The following is a 19797-nucleotide window of genomic DNA, read 5'->3' as shown; positions in this document are numbered from 1 at the left end:
GGGATGAGGTGTGAAATGTTTCATTTAAAATTTTTAACAGGCGCCTTATTGATGTTGGGGAGCTTAAATGTTCATGCTATTGACTCTAAGTTACGGCTTCTAAATGACGAAGAATTGGCAGCGACACAAGGCCAAGCTCTGATGAGTTTATCCTATATTGCTCCAGCTGACGCAGCAAATGCTGAAAGATTAAGAAGTGGAGGGGCATCTAATATTGGTTTTTATCGTTTAGGAATGGAAGCAACGCTGGAATTAAATGCAAATATTAAGCGCTTACAATTGGGTTGTGGCGGTACGAATGGAGCAGATGGATGTGATATTGATTTACAGGATGTTGGTTTAAGCGGCGTGAAGTTAGATAGTAATGGAGCTTTACTGCCCATGACTCGAGAAGAACGAGCAAGTTCATCCGCGAAATTAACGAACCCATTCATTGAGTTTGCGATTAAAAACCCAGGACAAGCGTCTACAAGAGAGGTGGTTGGTTTACGTTTGAGTGCAGAAGATGCATTGGGCTTATTAACGATTGGTGATAACGATCTCGTTGATAGCAGTGGTAATAAAATTCCTAATGGTATTAACTCATTAAGTGGCTATGTTAAAACAAAGGCAACTTCAGGTGAAGTAATGACTACACCAACAATATTTGGTAAAGCGGGTGATCAAGTATTAAGAGGAATGGTTTACGCTGATATTCTAGGAGCTCTTTGTACTGGAGGTTGTGGTGAAGAGCCTTATAACGGTTTTACAAGCTTACCAGGTAATGCGAATACAACAGGCCTAAGTATTCCATCATTAAAAGCGAAATTTAATGTGCCAGATGCAATAATTACAGGTCAACGTATGAAATCTGCGACAATTCGGAACGTAAACACAACAAGTATTGATGATATTGTTATAAATAAAGATTCTGGTAAAATTCAATTAAAGTTGGATCGACCAGTATCTGTATTAGGCATTATTAATGTCTCTGAAATTTATATTCAAATGGAAACAAAAATTAAAAATTTAAGTGCAAATATTAATTTTGAAGAAAACTTAGGATATCTACATAATCTCCCAATTAATGGAGGGGGATTTTATTTAGGTTTGCAGAGACAAGTACTTAAGTGGCCTGGTGCTGAGGAGCAGGATATTGCTCAACCAGGATGGTGGATGTCATTTCAAAATCCCCTCGATCTAGGGTATTTGCAAGCTCCGGCAGGAAAAACAGTTGATATCAGTTCAGTTTATCCTCAAATTGCAAACTCAATTAGTGCATGGTTAAGCCGGGAGGAAAATAAAACGAGTGTGAATAGCCGGGAAGGGATTGAAGCGCTAGTCAATGGAGGATTACAGAAAACGATTCCTGATATTAACTTGGCTGGTAGAACTGCTTATGCAAATTTACAAGATGTCCCATTAGGAACTGTCCAAAATGTAGTAGCGAATTGCTACGGTACATTAAAAATGTGTTGATTTTAATAGAATCAAAAAAGGCGGTTTAATCCGCCTTTTTTATTTCAGAGGAATTAAATTAAAATGTTAAATTTACGTGGCATACAACGAGTTTGTATTGTTGGTGGGGGAACAACTGGTTGGTTTTCAGCTTTAAGATTACGTCAAATTTTTAATCAATCTGTAGAGGTTGTAGTAATTTCAGCACCAGAGATTCCTATTGTTGGAGTTGGGGAGGGGGGAGTTGTTAATCTTCTAGATATTTTAGCTAAACTTGAAATAAACATTAAAGATTTTATTGATAATACGGGTTCAACTTTAAAGCTTGGATTTCGATATGAACAATGGAATACTGGAAAGAAAGAAGACTACTATTATCATCTTTTTCCAAATATTGATACACCAGAAATGTGGGATGAAAATGGGTATTATCCCTTTTTATCTCTATTATTAAATAATGGCTTAAATATTAATAGCTATATGGAAGCATTGGAATTATGTGAGAATAAAGTACCTTTTAACAAAGTCATTGATTTATTAATTTCGGGGAATCATAATTTCACAGCTTCTTTACATTTTGATACTTTTAAAGTGGGGCAATATCTTAAAGAAATTGCATTACAAAGAAGTATTATTCATGTTGAAGATAAGGTAGAGGATTTTTGTTTAGATGCTGAAAAGGGTTCTGTAACTTCAATTCAGTGTCAAAATAGAAAAATTGATTGCGATTTTGTAATAGATGCTTCAGGATTTTCTAGACTTTTAATTGGGGGGAAGTTTAAGACTGATTGGATATCCTTTGCAGATACATTAATTATGAATAGAGCACTGCCTTTTCATTTATCACATAAAAAAGAAATAGAGTTAGTAACACGAGCAACTGCTTTAAGTTCTGGCTGGGTTTGGCAAATTCCATTACAGGAAAGAATAGGAGCTGGCTATGTATTTAATGACCAATTTTTGTCAGATGATCAAGCTCATGATGAAGTTGAAAAATGGCTAGGGGAAAAAATTGATCCAATACGTGTAATTAAATTTGAGGCAGGATATTTTCAAAAGGTATGGGTCAAAAATGTTGTGGCTCTTGACCTAGCTTCTGGTTTTGTAGAGCCTCTAGAGGCGACCTCTATTGGACAAATGGTCACACAGTTAGAAACATTATCAAATTTTATCCTACACAATCATGGGGTTATTTCTGAACAAAATATAAATTATTTTAATAAGCAGAATGGACAATATTGGCGTGGGATTGGGGATTTCATTCGTATGCATTATGATACCCCAAGAGAGGATACACCTTTTTGGAAAGAGATGAAAAATGTGCCAATCTCACCTGAATATAAGGAATTAAAAGAGTGTTGGAAACATCGAACACCTCGATTGATAGATTTTGCTGAATATAGTTTAAGTGGAACACTTATGTTTGGTGTACCAAATTGGTTTGCTGTTGGAGTTGGAACAGGAGTTATAAAACCTGAATCAACGGCAGCTGAGTTGTATGCTTTATCTATAGATCAAAAGAGAAAATTAGCCCAACATTTACATAAGATGAAGCAAAAGTTAAGTTAGCATGATTTAATATTGTGATTTATAGAATTTATGTTAGACTAAGTTTTGTATATATTTTAAACATTTGTCTATGGATGAAGACAATGAATAAAAACAAAAAATTAGGATGTTTGTCGTTATTGTTATTAAGTCCATTGACTATGGCAATGCAACCGATGGATGACCAAAGTCTTTCTGCCATGACTGGACAGAATGGCTTAACCATTGGTGTTCAGGCGAATGTTCAATTCAATCAATTGGCGATCATTGATAATGATGGCTTATCATATGGCGGTTATACTTCACCATCTTATACCAATCGAGCAGGTTTGGTCATTGCAGGTGTGGCGGGACAAGCGACAGCAATCCCTGTTAAGGTAACTGCTTTAAATGGTACCACTGAAACGACATTAGGCTTTAAGGCACTTGTTGATACTGATGCAGGAACCGCTGCCACAGGTGGCGCTTTTGCCAATATTGCATTGGGTTTGAATAACAATGTAACAGGGATTCGAATTTCTCCCTTTTCTATTTATACCGCTGGATCAGGTTCGCTTTCTAATTCGAGTGGAAGTACCTATACGCGCAATTCTATTTTTAGTTCAGGTACACTACTTAAAAGTGATGTAAAAGAATTACTTCGTGTTGGCGGCATTGATATTGTTTTTGCATCGAATAAGCCAAGTATAAATATTCAAATGGGTGCGGCTCCACAAGGCCATATGGTGATGTTTGATGGCGCAATCGAGTCAATTTGTGGCACAGGGACTGGCTGTAATATTATGCTAGTCTCGGACTATGCAACGTCTGGAAATTCCACTACGGCACCTATTGGTGCGAGCTTTAACTTTAAATTGACTGGAAATAATGGTAATCCCTTTGGTTTAAAAGGATTCTATGCTGGAATTTATGGTCCAACAGGGACAACGGATAAAGGTGGCGTGATTTTTGGAAATACAGGAACAAGTAATAAGTTCGACTTGCAGTTAAATAATGTTCTTCTAGGTACAAGTGGTGCTCAACAAGCAGGTACTTTTAACAATTTACCCAATGCTTCCATTGGTAATATTGGTGTAACAGGTGCTTCTGTAACAAATCTACAAATGAAAGTGAGCGGGATGTAATTACATCGCTTAGATCATAAAATCAATTTTAAAGCGGCTTAGGCCGCTTTTTTATTATATGGGATAATTCTAAATTTAGCTTTGTTTTAAATATTGAGTGATTTCATCGAGCTGTTTGATTTTCTTCACCTGTCCCCACAGCGCTTGTGCTTCAGGATAGGCTTTGGTCATCATCCCTAGCCACTGCTTATAGCGTCCTACCATGCCAATTTCAGTCTTATATTGACCGCTTAAGAAGCGAAGTTGTAATTCCACCAAATCATGCCAAGACAACAATGCCTGATCCATATTTTGACGGACACACAAGGTTAAATCAGGGGTGGTGACGGCACCACGTCCAATCATGAGATCTTGGCAATGCGATTGTGTTAAACAAGCTTTTGCATCGGCATTGTTCCAGATCTCGCCGTTGGCAATCACATTGATGTTTAATGCTTCTGTAATGGGTTGAATTTTTTCCCAGTAGGCCGGTGGGGTATAGCCATTAGCCTTAGTCCGTGCATGAACCGTGAGCCAACTTGCACCTGCATCTTCAATCGCATGGGCATTATCTAAGGTATGATTTTCATCAAGGTAGCCCAAACGCATTTTGGCTGAAACAGGAATATGTGCAGGCACTGCATCACGAACAGCTTTGACCAATTGATGTACGGTTTCAGGCTCATCCAGTAGAACAGAACCACCACGATGACGGTTCACCGTTTTTGCAGGACAACCAAAATTTAAATCGATCGCAGGTGCACCCAGTTGCACGACTTTTGCTGCATTGGCTGCTAGCATCTCTGGGTTGTTGCCAAGGAATTGCACATGTACAGGCGTACCTGCTGCGGTTTTACCGTCGTTTTTGAGTTCAGGACAAAAACTATCGTAGATATGATCTGGCAGGATGCTATCGGTAATACGGATAAACTCAGTCACGCACCAGTCAAAACTGCCAACATGGGTGAGCACGTCACGCATGATCGGATCAGTCAGACCTTCCATTGGGGCGAGTACAAGTTTCACGATTTATTACCTAGCGAAGCGAAAACAGCGTTATACGCATTTTCAGATAGGCTGTCTAGTTTTTATTAAAATGCGAAAAATCTAGCGTCCTAAAATCATTTCTAATACAAATTTACTGCCCATAAAGCCAATCGCGAGCAGGACAAAACCAGTAATGGTAAAGCGAATGGCTTTACGACCACGCCAGCCAAATTTGTAATGTCCAATCAAGAGTGCGCCATATAAGAACCATGAAATAATACTAAAGGCGGTTTTGTGTGCTAAGTGTTGTGCGAAGAAGTTATCAATGGTAAAGAAACCAAATAACAATGCCGCAGTTAATAAACTAAATCCTGTGATAATTAAGTCAAATAACAGTGACTCCATCACTTGGAACGGTGGCAGCAAATTCACCCAGATGCGTCGTTTTTGTTTCTTTTTTAGTTCTCGATCTTGGAACCACAATAATACCGCATGAATGGTGGCCATCAGCAGTACCGCATAAGCAGATAGAGAGAGGATGATATGTAAATCTAAGCCTAAGCTATGTTGTTCAATAATCTGATTGGGTTGGCTAAAGGCAAAACCTAGGATTAAACCAAAAGCGGCGACAGGCGTACCGATCAGGTTTAATGGCAGGATCGGGCGGATCAGGCTCAAAATCAAACTCAGCGCCAACATCAGCCCTGAAGTAAATGACATCAGGTTAAAGACATCATAATTCACCCCAATCGGTGTCATCATGTCTTGGTAGAGCACAGTACTATGCAGTACTAGCCCTAGTCCAACCATAAGACCATAACACCAAAGATTTGGAGTACGTTTTGACATCAATCGAATAAACAAATACCAAAATGAACTGGTATAGGCGATGAGTGCCAAAATTGTGTAAACCAAGGGGAGACTGATCATGTCAAACCTTTTGCAGGAGGATGAATAATATTCACCATATAAGATATAAATTCGCTTCGAACTACAGTATCCTATAGCATCTTACGCATAAATTTTCTATTTTAAGAAAGATTTTTTTGCAACTAGCCATTTTAAGCGGATTTCGCAATGTTTGATACCTTAACAGAACGACTCACACAGAGTTTAAGAAATGTTACTGGCTCAGGGCAGCTGACCGAAGACAATATTAAAGATACCCTACGTGAAGTACGTATGGCACTTCTTGAAGCCGATGTGGCGTTACCTGTAACTCGTGAGTTTATCGCGAAGGTTAAGGAAGAAGCGCTCGGTCAAGAGGTGATGACTCAGCTTTCTCCTGGTCAGGCATTTGTAAAGATTGTCTATGATGAACTCACCAAGATGATGGGTGAGGCCAACGAAACACTAGATTTAAGTGCAAAACCACCTGTTGTTGTCCTGCTTGCAGGTTTGCAAGGTGCAGGTAAAACCACAACTGCGGCAAAATTAGCGCGTTTCTTAAAAGAACGCCAAAAGAAAAAAGTCATGACTGTTTCTGCCGACGTATACCGTCCAGCAGCGATCAAGCAGTTAGAAACCGTATCCAATGAAGTGGGTGTTGGTTTCATCCCTTCAGAAGCATCTGAAAAGCCAATTGATATTGTCAATCGTGCCATTGAACAAGCGAAAATCCAATTCGCTGATGTTTTGATTGTCGATACAGCGGGTCGTCTACATGTCGATGAAGACATGATGGACGAGATTATAGAATTACATGCCGCGGTTAAGCCAACCGAGACTTTATTCGTTGTTGATGCAATGACCGGTCAGGATGCTGCCAATACAGCAAAAGCCTTTAACGATGCTTTGGCTTTAACCGGTGTGATCCTGACTAAAACGGATGGTGATGCGCGCGGTGGTGCAGCACTTTCTGTTCGTGCCATCACAGGCAAGCCAATCAAGTTTTTGGGGATTGGTGAAAAACTGGATGCACTTGAGCCATTCCATCCTGATCGTGTTGCACAACGTATCTTGGGTATGGGTGACGTCCTTTCTTTGGTCGAAGAAGTTGAACGCAAAATCGACAAAGAAAAAGCCGAAAAAATGGCGAAAAAATTGCAAAAAGGCGGTACCTTCAACTTTGAAGATATGCTGATGCAATTTGAGCAAATGAGTAAAATGGGCGGCATGATGGGCTTCTTGGACAAGTTGCCTGGTATGAGTAATGCGGGCATTCAGGATGCAATTGAAAAAGCCAACCCTGAAAAGCAAGTTAAGCGTATGGAAGCCATCATTCAGTCGATGACGATCAAAGAACGTCGTAATCCTGACTTGATGAATCCAAGCCGTAAAAAACGTATTGCAGCTGGTTGTGGTATGGATGTGGCTGAGGTCAATAAATTGATTAAGCAACAGGCGCAAATGGCGAAGATGATGAAGAAATTTGCTAATCCATCTGGAATGAGCAAAATGCTGAAATCACTAGGCAATATGCAAAAGCAATTTGGTGGTGGCGGTGGTAATATGGGCCCTTTATTTGGCAGCAATGACCAGAAAAAGTAAGCTCGATACTCCCTAAAAAGGCGCTTGATGCGCCTTTTTTTTTATTCTTTATAGCACATAAAATCTTGTATAAATTTAATACAAAATTTCAACATTCAACTGGATTTAAAAAGCAGAAAATTAAAAATAAGTCTATGTTTTACATTAAAAAGTAGTGTTGAATATGTCACATAATTCAAAAAATAAGGTGTTTATTGTACATTGTGAGCATGCAGATCCAGAGCAACATTGGTATCACTGGCTAGAACAACAATTGAAAAGCGAAGAGATTACGGTTGAGCGTGTTTTTCTGGCTGATGCGAGTCACCCTGAAGCGGAGATTTGGCAAACCTGTTTGGATGCACAGTTAAAAGCGCTCAATGAGCAGAGTATTGTGGTGGCACATGGTTTGTCCTGTGTTGCGGTGGCTCGATTTCTTGCTAAGAAATTGAAGTATACCACTTTGAAAGCAGGGGTGTTTCTCGCTGGTTTTAATGATCCGATCTCACCAGATTCTGAGTTCAATACCTTTATTGAACATTCAGCTTTTGAGAGTGGTCTATTGCGTGCCAATATTCAAAGGCGTTTGGTTTTCTTTTCCAGTAATGATCCCGTTGTACCTGTACCACTCACTTTTAAATTTTCTAATTTACTCAATGCCCAATTGATTGAGGTGGTTCAAGCTGGGCATTTTCGGACAGAAGATGGTTTTAATGAGTTTCCACAATTATTGCAGGTACTTCAAACTTTGCTCAAAGCTGAGTTCAGTTGAACATAGTGACGTAAGCCCTTGAGCAATAAATCGGGTTCAACTTGGGGTTGATAATGGCTGAGGAATTTGGCAAATAAAGTGGCATCACCACCAGTTAAAATCAGCTTTTTAGGGGATTGCTGCATAATTTGATCAATGGTACTGATCAGACCAAGCAAAATACCATGATGTACTGCATCCACCGTATTATGCCCAGGTTTTAAATTATCAAAAGCAGAATCTGGAATCTTAATGCCTTTGGTGTTTTGAATCAGTGAGTCTCGTTGCAGGTACAAGTTGGGCAGAATATAACCGCCTAAATGTTGCAAGCCTTCGACCAGATCAATGGTCAATGCTGTACCGCAGCCAATCACACAAAAATTTGCATCGGGCTTTGCCATGGCTAAGACTTGTAACCAACGGTCAATCCCCAGTTGGCTTGGAACATCATAGCCACAGTGCAGACCTGCATATTCAGCATGGACTTTGGCAAAAATAATAGGGATATCCAAAATATCGAGAATCATATGAATACGTTGATTATTTTCCGAATCCAGAACAGAAGAAATCCCGACACGACTTAAATTTTGATGACGAAAGTGCTGAATCAAACCGAGCAATAAATCGGCAGGTGACTGTAGATGTAACTCGGCAGCATGTTCAATCACCTGATCATGTGCTGTGATCCAGTATTTTAAGCGGGTATTACCAATATCCAGCCATAAACTTTTCATAGAATCACCACTTCCTCAAATCGATGCGAGGCGTAAACGGCCTTGATAGAACTGTTGAGTCTGGTCGGTTTTGATCAGCACCGCACCGTCATTGGAAATCCCTTGAAATAGCCCCTGAATTTTACCTTGGGTATGTTCAAATTCAACCTGTTGATTCAGCCAGATCGCATGATGATTAAAGCGTTCTGCTAAGTTGTAACTACCATGTTCAAACCACTGTGCTGCCTGCTGGATTGCGGTGTACAGTTCAGCAATCAGAGTTAAACGATCGATATGGGCTAAACCGAGCATCTCTAAAGAGCTAATCGGCTGATCTGAATTTTCTACAGGGGGCGTGTTTAGGTTAATGCCTACGCCGACAATCGCTTGATGAGGGGAAAGTGGTTCAACCAAAATTCCACCCCATTTCCCTTGTGGGCTATATAAATCATTTGGCCATTTGACCTGTAATGTTAAGCCGTGCAAGCTCGGCATTTGTAGAATATTCAGTGCAACTTCAAGAGCAAGGCGACCGTCCAGTGCTGTATTGCTTTGAATCAGTGTGCTTAAATAAATGTTGCCTTCAGGCGAGGCCCATTGTCGTTGGTGTTGACCTCGACCTTGTGTTTGTAGTGCACTGCATACTAATCCTGTCGTAATGCCTTTTTGCGCAATTTCACGCATATCATCATTGGTCGAGGTTGTGGTTGTTTTAAGGAGCACCACTTCTGGATATTGATTTTTTGCGTTCAATAATTGCTGAAGCTGGCGGGTTGCGAAATCATCCATCATTTTTACAAGTAGAGTGGTCATGTGTTTATGGAGTTAATCATATATTTGCTGATTGGCGCAATTGCTGGATTTGCTGCGGGGCTATTCGGTGTGGGTGGTGGTTTAATTATTGTGCCAATTTTATATATTGTGTTCACCCAAATGAATTATGACCCGAATGTGATTATGCATATTGCTGTAGGTACTTCATTGGCAACCATTATTGTGACTTCAATCAGTTCAGTGATGGCACATCATAAAAAAGGGGCAGTGTTATGGTCCGTGTTTCGCAATTTAGCGCCTGGTTTAGTGCTCGGTTCGTTTCTGGGGGCGGGTGTGGCCGATCTGATGTCAGGGCAACATTTACAGTTGGTGATTGGGGTATTTGCGGTCTGGATGGCTTACAAGATGTTTAGAGGGGCAAATGCGGTGGTTGATCCAAATCGTCATCTCCCCTCAGCAGGGTTACAACTTGCTGCGGGTGGTGGCATTGGTGTGGCATCAGCAATTTTTGGTATTGGTGGCGGCAGTCTCACCGTACCTTATCTCAATCGACATGGTGTGGTCATGCAAAAGGCGGTTGCGACCTCCGCGGCATGTGGTTTACCGATTGCAGTTGCAGGGGCAATCGGTTTTATGTGGTTTGGCGCTAAAGAGCAGATTGAAGTGCCGAACACGATTGGCTATGTGCATATTTATGCTTTCTTGGGTATCAGTGTGATGAGTTTTATCACCGCAAAATTTGGTGCCAAAGCTGCACATCGTTTATCACCGGCTATGCTGAAAAAATGCTTTGCAGGCCTGTTGGTGGTCGTCGGCAGCTATTTTATTTATAAAGGATTGATCTGATTTGTTTTAGTTAGTAAGACCATAATGTACTTCAATGCTGGCAATCAAGGTTTCAACTAGAAGAAGTACATCATCTTGCTGACGTGCGTCGATAAAGAACAACGGGTAATTCAGCTCTTTGGCTGCCAGCCAGTCACGATACATAGATAAGGTTCGTTCTGGCATACGATCAATATGGGTAATTGCAATCACAATATTATGACCAAAGGGCTGAAACGCCTGAAGATATTGCTCTAAATCCAGTAAAGGATTTTCAGCAGCATGGTCAATCATCACAATGGTGCCGATTGCGCCTTTACAGATCACCGCCCAAATAAAATCAAAGCGGTCCTGCCCAGGCGTACCATATAAACCAACTTTAACACCATCGTCCAAGGTTAGCTCACCATAATCAATGCCAACAGTGGTGAGTAATTTTTCATGTGATTCGGTATCGGTATTGAGTGCTTCAGTACTCAGCACTTCAACTTCAGACAGCGCTTTGATCGCCGTGGATTTACCCGAGCCCATGGTGCCGCCAAAGACAATTTTATATTGATGTAAAATCATAGTAATGCCCTTGCTTAAAAGCCTAAACGGTGACGTAAGCGACCAAATAGTTTTTTCATAAAATGCTGCTCAGCTTCGTTTTGAGATCCTTTAGCTTGATATTTTGCCTGTTGATCTTTAATCAGCGTTCCACACTGTGCACCCAAGCATGCTGCAACAAAGTATCTAACTTTCTGTTCGGGGAGGTTAAGTTGTTGGGCAACAAGGCTGATCTGTGCGCCTTGGGCAAAACAGGCTGACATCCGCAAGATATCCTGGCGGTCAAGCTTGTTTTTGGGTTGTGGCCAGACTTGCAGATAAAAACTCGATGCAGAAGCTGGACAGAGTTCTTCAAAATCCATAGAGGTCCAAAGTAAATGCCAAAGCCATTGTTTTAAGTCCTGCTGAGCTGCATCTGCAATCCAATGCAAATCATTCTGTGTGGCATAGGTATAGTTCAGGCTTGGGTCGGTTTGAAAAGAATGAAATTCAGGATGTTGCCACAGCCATTGATTGCGTGGGTCGGCAATGGCGAGTAGTCCTTGGTTGTCAAACAGCTGAATCTTGCCATTCTTCGGGTTCTGGATTTCTTGCAGCACCTCTTTAATCTGTTTGCGATGAAAGATTGGCGTATCTTCAGTTTCGATATTTTCTGATGCTTGATTTAAGCGTTCATCCAGATGAAGGCTCAGCCAGTGATGCAAGGAATGGAGATGGTTCAAGGGCAGAAATAAGGTGTCATCTTCAATGGCGCTATTTTTATCAGCGTCATTGGCAATTTTCAGCACATTGATTTTATTGTTTTGCAGTAGGCTCTTGATATTGGGTGAATCAAAAAATACTTGGTTAATCATGAGAATATCAAGTTGTGGTTCGGCAATATTGCTCCAATTGATTTGGACATGCTGTGGCACAGCCGTTTGAACCTGCTGTTTTAACTCATTCAAGGTTCTGAGACTGAGTCCAAAAATGGCAATATTGACGGCTTGATGAACACCCATGTTATGACTCATCTATGTATGTACTGAGTAATTCAGTAGGAGATTTAAAATGCGATACTATTAATGAAAATATTATTTTTTGTGACATACATCAATTAAAAAGCGATAAGAGAATGTCTTTTCAGATGTGTGGTTAAATATCAGTACCAAGCATAAATATTTGATATTCAATATAGAAAAACTGAGTGTTTAGTACATATTGAGAATCATATTGCGATTTTTTAGCGTAATTGGCTTAAAAAGCAATAAAATTGTCAGACAATGATATAGAATTTATAGGGCGAGATCAGTTAAAACAAAAAAGCGCAAACAGCATTGAATCAATGCGTATAACAAAGATAGCGAGGGACTCATGAATCTCGAAGAGGCTGATAGTCTTTCTGAACAGATTGCAAAGTATATTAGTGAACAAATTATTAGTGGTGAGCTGGTTGAAGGCGAACGCATTCAAGAGTTGCGCATTGCGAAAGAATTAGATGTCAGTCGTGGCTCGGTTCGTGAGGCACTGTTGTTACTGGAACGGACTTATTTAATTGAAATTTTTCCGCGTCGTGGTGCGATTGTCTCTGAAATGTCAGCGCAACAAGTCAAAGCCTTATTCGATACCAATGTGATGGTGCTTGGACATATTGTGCAACGGATTAGTGAAACGTGGCGAGTCAATGAAGCAGAGCAACTGCAAACTTTATTGGATCAACTGGTCGAGTTTGTTCGTGCGGGCGATATCGAAAAATTTTACGATGCAATCTTTAAATATCTGGCAGAACAGCATGAAATGGTAGCAAATCCCTATTTGATGCAATTCTATAAAGAATTGCTGCCATCGTTACGCCGTAGCTATTTTTTGACCTTGAACACTTCCCGTCGAGAGCTACAAGAATCGTTTACCCTGTTTAAGTTGGTGATTGATGCTATTTTGATCCGAAAATCACAACAAGCTGCTTTATTTATGGAAGATTTTTGTCGACACTTGCGCAACCTTGTGTTGGAATCTCTGACACGTATGAAACAGATTGAATTGGCTTGGGCTAGACGCTCACGCCGCTAGTTAGGGCAGTATGCGTTTAAGCAGTTTAAAACTTTCAGGCTTTAAATCTTTTGCCGATAGTACAACATTACATTTTAAGGCCAACCGTACTGCAGTGATTGGGCCGAACGGTTGTGGTAAATCGAATGTCATTGATGCGATTCGCTGGGTTATGGGCGAGTCCAACGCACGTCAGTTGCGTGGCGGCAGTATGCAGGATGTCATTTTTACTGGGACAGCCAAACGCAAACCTGTCGGGGTTGCCAGTGTCGAACTTCGTTTTGACAATACCTATGGCAAATTAGGCGGCGCTTATAACGCCTATAGTGAGCTAGCGGTGCGTCGCCAAGTCACGCGTGAAGGTAAATCTGAATATTTCCTGAATGGTACGCGTTGCCGTCGCCGTGATATCACTGATATTTTCTTGGGTACAGGTTTAGGACCACGTTCTTATGCGGTGATTGAACAGGGCATGATTAACCGTCTGGTCGATGCTAAGCCTGAAGAAATGCGCGTGTTTATTGAAGAAGCGGCAGGGGTGTCCCGTTATCAGGCACGCCGTCGTGAAACCTTACAGCACTTAGAGCATACTGAACAGAATTTGGCGCGTTTAGACGATATCGCCGCTGAACTAAAATCTCAACTTAGAAGCTTGAAGCGTCAGTCTGAAGCCGCAATCCAATACAAGACCTTAGAAGGGCAGATCCGAACTTTAAAAATTGAAATCCTTTCGTTCCAAGCCAATCAAAGTCAAAAGCTACAACAAGAATATACGGTTGAAATGACCGCACTGGGTGAAAATTTTAAGTTGGTCCGTTCAGAGTCGCAGACCATTGAACATGATCTTGAAGCCACCAGTGCCTTATTCCAGCGTTTAATTCAACAGTCTTCGCCTTTACAGCATGAGTGGCAACAGGCCGAGAAAAAGCTGTCTGAATTAAAAATGACTTTGGAACAAAAACAGAGTTTATTCCAGCAAAATAGCAGTAGCTTGCTACAACTTGAGCAGCAGAAAGTACAAACCAAAGAGCGTTTGCAACTCTCTGAATTACAAGTTGAAACTCTAAGCACCCAATTCGATGAGCAAAATGAAAGCTTGCTTGCCTTAGAGCAACAGACGCAAACGGCTGAGCAAAATTTTACCGATGTCCAAGCACAACATAAGCAAGCACAACAGCAATTTGATCAACTGAAAACCCAAGTCGATCAGCAACAACAAAAAAAGTTGCAGATGGCCGCGCAAATTGAGCAGTTGGGTAAGAATGTGCTACGGATTGAGCAGCAAAAACAGACCTTGCAAACGCAAACCACTCAGATTCGTGCTCAGGTTCAGGATGATGAACAAGCGCAGTTAGAACAACTGCAGCAGCAACTGCAACAGGAAATTATTGCGTTAGAAACTGTAATTGAGCAATTACAGCAGGATGTTCAGACACAGCAAGATCAACAACAGTTGCTGAAGGCTGATGTGCAGAGCCTTAAAACCGAGATTCAGGTCTTATTGGCTGAACAAAAGAACTTAACTCAGCTCGTCGCAAAACAAAGCCTGAAGCATGATCAAAATGCAGTTCGATTGATGCAAAGCCTACGTTTAAGCACTCATGCTAAAGTGCATGCAAGCATTATTGAGAAGTTCTTGGCCAAGTGGCTACAAGCCCAGTTGATTGAGAATGGGCAAGCCTTCCGAGAGGGTATTGCACGACAGTTAAAGTCATCACAACAGCAGCCTGTTCAAATTGCAGAGCTGACTTGTTTAAGTGATTGGATCGAAGCACCCCAATCTTCTTTATGGACCAATGTAGCCGTTGCAGAAGATTTAGCCACAGCTTTGTCATATCAAGCGGATCTACAGCAAGCACAATCCATTTTAACGCTCGATGGTTATCATGTCGGCGCAGACTGGGTCATTGCTTTGCATTACGATGAAGACAGTCAAACTGCGCAGGGCATGCTCAGTCATCAAGTCCGTTTAGAAGAAATTGAACAGCAACTGGCACTGCAACAACCACTGTTGCTCGATCTTGAACATCAGTTTTCTCAAAAGCATGAAACGTTGCAACAGCAGCAACAGCACTTGCAGCAGCAACAACAAAACCTGAAACAAAAGCAAAAAGAGTTACAACAGCTGGATGTGCAAATTGCCAAACTGCAAAGTACGGCACAAGCCTTTGTGTTGCAGCAACAGCAATTGGCAGATCAACTGAAACAGCTTGATCTACAGCTTGAAGAAGATGCCATGCAGCGTGATGATCTGGAAATTGATCTGCATGCATTAGCAATCAAATTAGAAGCTGTATTGCCGAATTATAAGACTTTGCAATTTCAGGTGGAAAACTTGAATGAGCAGTTGGATGAGCAGCAACAACAGTTGACTCAACAGCAGCAACAGCGTGAAGCTTTACGTCGCCAGACCTCGCAGGCCAATCAGCAAATTGAGTTATTGGAAAAAGATATCTCCTTCCTGAAAACACAATATCGTCAAATCATCGAACAAATCGAGCAGGCCAAGAAGTTTGTTGATCCGATTCAGCTTGAGCTGCCGAACTTGGAGTCACAATTCCACGAGCAATTTCAGCAAACTGAAAAGCTGCAAAAAACCTGGAATGAATGGCAGCTTGAACTCAATCAAGTGCAAGAGAAGCAGCAGCAACTGACTGAACAACGCCATCTAGCCCAACAAAAAGATGAGCAGGTGCGTGAGCAGTTGGAACAAAAGCGCTTGGCTTGGCAGGCAGCGAAATCAGATCGTGAACATTATCTGGAACAGTTGAAAGAACTCAATGCGGAAGCTTTATCTGATTTGTCGATTGAAATTAAAGATCATCAGCAGAAACTGGAAAAAGCCCAGCAGCAATTTGAGAAAATTGGTGCAGTGAATTTGGCGGCGTCACTAGAGTATGAGGAAGTGTCGCAACGTTTTGATGAGTTGAGTCACCAGATGCAAGATCTGCAAAATACGGTTGATCAGCTCAAAGATGCGATGAAAAGTATTGATCAGGAAACCCGAAAATTGTTTATGACAACTTTTGATCAGGTCAATCAAGAGTTGCAACTGCTGTTTCCAAAGGTATTTGGTGGTGGTGAAGCGACTTTAAGCCTCGAAGATGATTGGCAGTCTGGCGTGAAACTGATGGCACGTCCACCCGGCAAGCGTAACAGTTCCTTGGCTTTGCTTTCAGGCGGTGAAAAGACCCTAACGGCTTTGGCCTTGGTGTTTGCCATCTTTAGATTGAACCCTGCACCGTTCTGTGTACTGGACGAAGTTGATGCACCACTTGATGATGCCAATGTACAACGGTATTGTAATTTGGTAAAAGAGCTTTCTGAACAAGTGCAATTCATTTACATTACACATAATAAATTGGCGATGACAATGGCAACTGATTTACTTGGAGTCACCATGCCAGAGCCAGGTACATCAAAATTAGTGACTGTCGATTTAGAACAGGCAAAAGAATACGGGTTAGTTGCGGAGTCTTAGTATGGAAATGAATACAATAATAGGCATTGTTGCCGCCGTTGCGATTATGCTCGTTGGTTTAATCATGATTTTAAGAAAACCAAAACCAGTTGAGCCGTCATTAGAAGCGGATTTATATATTAATCCTGAAAGTCAGCAACCTGTGATTCCACGTCATGTACGTGACCAGCTTTTACAAAAAGAAGTGGTGACTACAACTGAACGTGTTGAGCCAAGTTTAAATACTGAGGCAATTGTAGCGGAGCCTGTGGCAGAGCAAACAGTTGAAACGGTTAGTGTTGAAACAAAAACGACGGAAATCGAACAAACTACTAAAGCAGATGAGGTTGTTGAAGCTGTAGCAGAGCTGGAAGCGGTTCAAAAAGATGAGACAGTCGCAGCTGAGGCAGAAACAACAGTGGTTTCTGACAATGCAGAAGCTAAAGAGAAAGCAGAGGAAAGCAAAGCGGAAACTGAGCTTAGCTTAAATCCAAATATTGAAACGGTTGCCATTGAAGAGTTTGATGGCGAAAGTAATATTCTGGATGTGCATTTGCATGAACAGCAACGCTATGATGATGAAAGTGCTTTAGCAACTGCAGAACAGATTATTGCTTTGAATGTTTATCCGAATCCGCGTCGTGCCTTGTCAGGTGATAAAGCACTGAAAGTGTTATTGAAATATGGCTTACGTTTCGGTGAAATGTCGTGTTTCCATCGTTATGAAAATACCGATGAGCCAAGTGCCTTGATGTTCTCAGTATTGCGTATGACGGATAATGGTCCTGCTGGTTTTGATTTGGAAACTTTATCGGGCGAACAAGTGCAAGGTCTTGCATTCTTCTTGGCTTTACCAAACAGCAAAGCGGTTACAGGTTATGACATGATGACCAGTATTGCGGGGTTAATTGCGCGTGAAGTCGATGGTAAGGTCTATGATGAAAACAATTTAGAGTTTACGCCGCAGTTGAAAGAGCATTGGCGTCATCATGTGATTGATTATCGTCCAAATCAAGCAACCGTCTAATGAATCTTTTATAATAAATTTAGTAAAAATTATAGGGCGGTTTTTCCGCCCTTTTATATGGTGAAATTTAAATGGAACACAACTCAGTTATTGAGCAAATGCGTCAGTTGATTCAACTGATTGCAAAACACAATCATGCTTACTATGTGATGGATCAACCCTCCATTTCTGATAGTGAATATGACCATTTATTTCATCAGCTCAAAGCTTTAGAACAACAATATCCAGAATGTATTCAGGCGGATACACCGACCAATAAAGTCGGTGGTCAAGCGCTGTCAAAATTTGAAAGTGTGACACATGCAGTACCGATGCTGTCATTAGGTAATGTCTTTAATCAGGAAGACCTGTTTGCCTTTGCGCGTCGTATTGATGAGCGTTTACCGAATCAAAAAGTCCAGTATGACGTTGAACTTAAACTTGATGGTTTAGCGATTTCACTGTGGTATGAAAATGGTGTATTGGTTCGTGGCGTGACCCGTGGTGATGGCGAGACAGGTGAAGACATTACCCAGAATGTTAAAACCATTCGAAATCTGCCGAAAGTCCTATCAAGTCAGCATCAAGCGATTCCAGAGTTTCTTGAGGTTCGGGGGGAAGTGTTGATGCCAAAGCAAGGCTTTGAAAAGCTCAATGCCGATCAGGAAGCCAAAGGTGATAAGACCTTTGCCAATCCGCGTAATGCCGCAGCAGGAAGCCTTCGTCAGCTTGATCCAAATATCGCAGCTTCACGTCCATTGGCGTTCTATGCTTATGGAATTGCACAGTGTGTACCGAATCATGGCCTTGAAACCATGCATGACAGCCTGCACTGGTTAACTCGATTTGGTTTTGAAATTGCTGAGCGTCAATTCCTGTGTGCTTCGATTGAAGAAGTGCAACAACGTTATGAACAGATTCAACAAGAACGTCCAGATCTTAAAGTTGAAATTGATGGCATGGTGATCAAGGTAGATAGCCTTAAACAGCAACAACAATTAGGTTTCTTGAGTCGTGAACCACGTTGGGCAACAGCTTATAAATTCCCTGCACAGGCAGCACTGACCAAAGTTGAAAATATTGACTGGCAAGTGGGGCGTACTGGAACACTCACCCCAGTTGCGCGTTTAACACCTGTGTTTGTTGGTGGGGTGACGGTGTCTAATGTCACCTTGCATAATATTGGTGAAATCCATCGTTTAGATGTGCGTGTTGGTGATACTGTCAGTGTCTATCGTACTGGTGATGTGATTCCAAAAGTTGAGAAAGTTTGGGCTGAGTTCCGACCTGCCGATGCGGAGATGGTGCATCTTCCGACCAATTGTCCAGTCTGTGATTCACCTGTGGTGATGCCAGAAGGTGAGGCCTTGGCACGTTGCTCAGGTGGTCTATATTGTGCGGCACAACGTATTGAGGCCATTCGTCACTTTGTTTCACGTAAAGCGCTAGATATCGAGGGTTTGGGCGATCGTTGGGTGGAATCACTGTTACATCTCGACCTACTCAAAGATGTGGCGGATATTTATCATTTGCATGAGCATCGTGACACCTTATTGACCATCGAAAAAATGGGTGAGAAATCTGTTCAGAACTTGATTGATGCGATTGAGGCAAGTAAGAAAACCACTTTGGCGCGTTTTATCTATGCATTGGGTATACGTGGTGTTGGTGAAACCACAGCACGCATGTTGGCCAATACCTTCCAGACGCTTGAGGCATTGAAAGCTGCGGATATTGAAGCACTGAAAAAAACTCCTGATGTAGGTGATATTACAGCAGAATGGATTGCCGACTTTTTCCAAGCACCGCATAACATCGAAGTGTTGGATCGTTTAATGGCAGCAGGCATTCATTGGGATGCACCAACCGCACCGACACGCCAGCCCTTAAATGGCGAAAGTTGGGTGGTCACAGGTACATTGGAAACCATGGGACGTGATGAAGCGACGCAGAAACTTCAAGCCTTGGGTGCTCGTGTTAGTGGTAGTGTGTCCAGTAAAACCAAATGTGTGGTTGCAGGTGAGAAAGCGGGTAGTAAGTTGGATAAAGCACAGAAGTTAGATATTCGAGTATTGAATGAGCAAGAGTTCTTAGAATTTTTGAAGCAGTATGAAGCCTGATTCTTTATTTAAATGATAAAAAAGGCG

The 19797-nt window shown here is 41.5% G+C and carries 16 protein-coding genes; 10 read left to right on the top strand and 6 right to left on the bottom strand.

Annotated features, from left to right (window positions below):
• The first annotated feature begins 15 nt into the window (after positions 1-15).
• The 3 genes from F896_RS04935 (at position 16) to F896_RS04945 (ending at position 4109) form a co-directional block, all read left to right on the top strand.
• Positions 16-1458 (top strand): hypothetical protein, encoded by a 1443-nt coding sequence (locus F896_RS04935; RefSeq protein WP_016164573.1) that lies wholly within the window; start codon positions 16-18, stop codon positions 1456-1458.
• A gap of 63 nt (positions 1459-1521) precedes the next feature.
• Positions 1522-3006 (top strand): tryptophan 7-halogenase, encoded by a 1485-nt coding sequence (locus F896_RS04940; RefSeq protein ID WP_016164572.1) that lies wholly within the window; start codon positions 1522-1524, stop codon positions 3004-3006.
• Between the two features lie 83 nt (positions 3007-3089).
• The gene (locus tag F896_RS04945; protein ID WP_016164571.1) at positions 3090-4109 is read left to right on the top strand and encodes a DUF6160 family protein; all 1020 of its coding nucleotides are present in this window, start codon (positions 3090-3092) and stop codon (positions 4107-4109) included.
• A gap of 75 nt (positions 4110-4184) precedes the next feature.
• Here F896_RS04945 and F896_RS04950 read toward each other — a convergent pair whose 3' ends face one another.
• Both F896_RS04950 and F896_RS04955 read right to left on the bottom strand, forming a co-directional pair.
• On the bottom strand, positions 4185-5114 hold the full coding sequence (locus F896_RS04950; RefSeq protein WP_016164570.1) for a tRNA dihydrouridine synthase: 930 nt from the start codon (positions 5112-5114) through the stop codon (positions 4185-4187).
• Positions 5115-5195: 81 nt separating this feature from the next.
• Positions 5196-6005, bottom strand: coding sequence for a cytochrome C assembly family protein (locus tag F896_RS04955; RefSeq protein ID WP_016164569.1), 810 nt, complete (start codon positions 6003-6005; stop codon positions 5196-5198).
• Positions 6006-6152: 147 nt separating this feature from the next.
• Between F896_RS04955 and ffh the strand changes: the two genes are divergently transcribed.
• Positions 6153-7565 carry a signal recognition particle protein gene (ffh, locus tag F896_RS04960; protein WP_016164568.1) on the top strand — a complete coding sequence of 471 codons (1413 nt, stop codon included), beginning with the start codon at positions 6153-6155 and terminating at the stop codon, positions 7563-7565.
• 163 nt (positions 7566-7728) lie between these two features.
• Complete coding sequence (locus tag F896_RS04965; RefSeq protein ID WP_016164567.1) at positions 7729-8316, top strand: RBBP9/YdeN family alpha/beta hydrolase; 588 nt, start codon at positions 7729-7731, stop codon at positions 8314-8316.
• Here the strand turns inward: F896_RS04965 and F896_RS04970 are convergent.
• Together F896_RS04970 and F896_RS04975 are read right to left on the bottom strand one after the other, a co-directional pair.
• On the bottom strand, positions 8286-9029 hold the full coding sequence (locus tag F896_RS04970; protein WP_016164566.1) for a pantothenate kinase: 744 nt from the start codon (positions 9027-9029) through the stop codon (positions 8286-8288). The genes F896_RS04965 and F896_RS04970 overlap by 31 nt on opposite strands.
• 15 nt (positions 9030-9044) lie before the next feature.
• The gene (locus F896_RS04975) at positions 9045-9821 is read right to left on the bottom strand and encodes a biotin--[acetyl-CoA-carboxylase] ligase (RefSeq protein ID WP_016164565.1); all 777 of its coding nucleotides are present in this window, start codon (positions 9819-9821) and stop codon (positions 9045-9047) included.
• Between the two features lie 6 nt (positions 9822-9827).
• On the opposite strand from F896_RS04975, the gene F896_RS04980 reads away from it, so the two are divergent.
• Entirely contained in the window at positions 9828-10628 is an 801-nt protein-coding gene (locus F896_RS04980) for a sulfite exporter TauE/SafE family protein (protein WP_016164564.1), read from the top strand.
• Between the two features lie 6 nt (positions 10629-10634).
• Here the strand turns inward: F896_RS04980 and F896_RS04985 are convergent, their stop codons facing one another.
• Both F896_RS04985 and F896_RS04990 read right to left on the bottom strand, forming a co-directional pair.
• Entirely contained in the window at positions 10635-11177 is a 543-nt protein-coding gene (locus F896_RS04985; RefSeq protein ID WP_016164563.1) for a GTP-binding protein, read from the bottom strand.
• A 14-nt stretch (positions 11178-11191) separates the two neighbouring features.
• Positions 11192-12157 (bottom strand): hypothetical protein, encoded by a 966-nt coding sequence (locus F896_RS04990; protein ID WP_016164562.1) that lies wholly within the window; start codon positions 12155-12157, stop codon positions 11192-11194.
• 352 nt (positions 12158-12509) lie between these two features.
• Between F896_RS04990 and F896_RS04995 the strand changes: the two genes are divergently transcribed.
• The 4 genes from F896_RS04995 to ligA all read left to right on the top strand — a co-directional run bounded on the left by F896_RS04995 (position 12510) and on the right by ligA (position 19770).
• Positions 12510-13205 carry a GntR family transcriptional regulator gene (locus tag F896_RS04995; RefSeq protein WP_016164561.1) on the top strand — a complete coding sequence of 232 codons (696 nt, stop codon included), beginning with the start codon at positions 12510-12512 and terminating at the stop codon, positions 13203-13205.
• A gap of 10 nt (positions 13206-13215) precedes the next feature.
• Complete coding sequence (gene smc, locus F896_RS05000) at positions 13216-16665, top strand: chromosome segregation protein SMC (RefSeq protein WP_016164560.1); 3450 nt, start codon at positions 13216-13218, stop codon at positions 16663-16665.
• 1 nt (position 16666) lies between these two features.
• Positions 16667-17671: a cell division protein ZipA C-terminal FtsZ-binding domain-containing protein gene (locus F896_RS05005; protein WP_016164559.1), complete on the top strand. Its 1005-nt coding sequence runs from the start codon at positions 16667-16669 to the stop codon at positions 17669-17671.
• A gap of 71 nt (positions 17672-17742) precedes the next feature.
• Positions 17743-19770, top strand: coding sequence for an NAD-dependent DNA ligase LigA (gene ligA, locus F896_RS05010; RefSeq protein WP_016164558.1), 2028 nt, complete (start codon positions 17743-17745; stop codon positions 19768-19770).
• The last annotated feature ends 27 nt before the right edge of the window (positions 19771-19797 follow it).

Source organism: Acinetobacter genomosp. 15BJ (assembly GCF_000400715.1).
In the GTDB taxonomy this organism is placed as follows: Bacteria; Pseudomonadota; Gammaproteobacteria; order Pseudomonadales; family Moraxellaceae; genus Acinetobacter.
The sequence above is the reverse complement of the archived record's forward strand: the minus strand, read 5'-3'. Positions and strand labels throughout refer to the sequence as shown.